The sequence below is a fragment of the Actinoplanes sp. NPDC048791 genome, assembly GCF_040650095.1.
GTDB lineage: Bacteria > Actinomycetota > Actinomycetes > Mycobacteriales > Micromonosporaceae > Actinoplanes.
This window is the reverse complement of the sequence record NZ_JBEZGQ010001604.1, coordinates 1-1,306: the sequence shown is the minus strand read 5'-3', so window position 1 is coordinate 1,306 and position 1,306 is coordinate 1. Positions and strand designations below refer to the sequence as shown.

Here is a 1,306-nt window from a genome sequence, read left to right as displayed (position 1 = left end):
GCCGCGCGCAGGGCTCGCCGCCAGTGCGGGGGCACCCCCTGCGGACGCTCGCCCAGCACGTCGGCGAGCAGCGACATCAGCGTGGCGCCGGCGTGCGGCACGACGGAGACCGCCACCGCGTCGATCCGTCCGAGTTGTAGCCGCGTCTTGCCCCGCACGTGTTTCCCCCGCCCGCCGTTCCCCTCGGTGGCACCGCCGACCCTAGCCGACAATTCGACGTCCTTCGAAAGGCTGGTGCCGTGTACCGCGCCGCGGCGAGGCTGGACCGGCACTGTCCACTGAGGTGATTCACATGGGGGAACGACGATGCGTTTCATGCGTAAGCGGATCCTGACCGCCGCCGCTCTGCTCGGGATGCTGGGGTCGCTGGTCGCCGCCGGGCCGGCCCAGGCGGCGCCCAGCGTGCTCAACCTGAGCCAGGTCAACGAGACGACGAACCGGACGACGCCGGTGGGGCAGTACACCACGAAGTTCGGCGTCACCATCGAGCTGCGCGCCGGCTGGTACCAGGGCTTCCAGTACGGCTGGGCCCGGGTCAGCGCGAGCAGCCGGTGGCGCGAGGACGATGTGATCTGGTTGCGGATCTACAGCAACGGCAGCCGGGAGTTCGTGCACGGCACCCGCAACGACGGCAGCCAGACCTCCACCCACACGTTCGGGCAGATCACGCTGGCCGACCCGAACTACCGGTTCTCAGCCTGCCTGCAGCGCGGCAACGACTACGACTGCACCGCCGAATGGTGACGCTGTCCTGAGCGGGGAGCCGGCCCGGCCCGGGCGGGCTCCCCGTGGCCGGTCAGCCGCCGTGCTCGTGCGGTGCGCCGATCGTGAAGAGCAGCAGTGCCACGGCGGCCAGCGTGCAGACGGCGATGACGACTTCCCGCCATCGGAGGTCCGGGTCATGGGTGTCCTCCGCTCGTCAGCTTCCCTCGGTCATCGGTGCGCCGATCGTGGTGAGCAGCGTCGCCAGGGCCGCCACGGTGAGGATCGCCAGGGCGAGACGCTGCCAGGTCCAGGTGTGGATCATGATTCACCTCCTCCGCGTCGCCGGGTTCGGACTCGGGACCACCCCGCCGCTGCCGGCGCATCGCGAGCGCGACGAGCGCACAGGCGCCGGCGCCGATCAGGATGTCGCCGGGGCTGATGACCGCGCGCAGCGGCGGGACGGGGATCGTGTCGCCGAGGAAGGCGAGCCGGGTGTGCTCGTGCGCCGGCTCGTTCTTGGCCGTCTCGACCCCGGCGGTGAGCCCGGCGGCCCGAGCGGCGTCGGGCTCGTACGGCATCCGGCCGTTGCCGGCGATGGCCA

General features: G+C 71.7%; 1 protein-coding gene and 1 pseudogene. One reads left to right on the top strand and one right to left on the bottom strand.

What is annotated here, in order from left to right:
• Positions 1–315: 315 nt before the first annotated feature.
• Positions 316–744, top strand: a complete 429-nt coding sequence (locus tag AB0C29_RS48890) for a hypothetical protein (RefSeq protein ID WP_360835273.1) — start codon at positions 316–318, stop codon at positions 742–744.
• 413 nt (positions 745–1,157) lie between these two features.
• On the opposite strand, the pseudogene AB0C29_RS48885 reads toward AB0C29_RS48890, so the two are convergent.
• Positions 1,158–1,283: pseudogene (locus AB0C29_RS48885) on the bottom strand (hypothetical protein); the annotation flags it as partial.
• Positions 1,284–1,306 lie beyond the last annotated feature (23 nt).